This window comes from Streptomyces sp. AC555_RSS877, assembly GCF_019049245.1.
Classification (GTDB): Bacteria; Actinomycetota; Actinomycetes; order Streptomycetales; family Streptomycetaceae; genus Streptomyces.
This window is the reverse complement of record NZ_JAGMUK010000238.1, coordinates 1-237: the sequence shown is the minus strand read 5'-3', so window position 1 is coordinate 237 and position 237 is coordinate 1. Positions and strand designations below refer to the sequence as shown.

Here is a 237-nt window from a genome sequence, read left to right as displayed (position 1 = left end):
ATCCCGCCCGGCGCCTCGACATCGCGATCGGCCCGCGCGACCGAAGGCGGCTGGACCTGCACGCCGCCCTCACCACGGCCGGCGTCCCGCCCCAGTTCGCGGACCGGGAAGCCATCGACCAGCTCAGCGCCCTGCCCGACAGCATCAACACCACCATCCAGCGCTGGATCCACCACACCACACAAGCCTGGTCCGCCACCCATTAGGCCAGCGGCCGCACCCAGCACGGCGCCGTTG

At 72.2% G+C, this 237-nt stretch carries 1 pseudogene; it reads left to right on the top strand.

The annotated features are described in order from the left end of the window. Positions 1–206 (top strand): annotated as a pseudogene (locus KUM49_RS47380) (hypothetical protein); the annotation flags it as partial. Positions 207–237 lie beyond the last annotated feature (31 nt).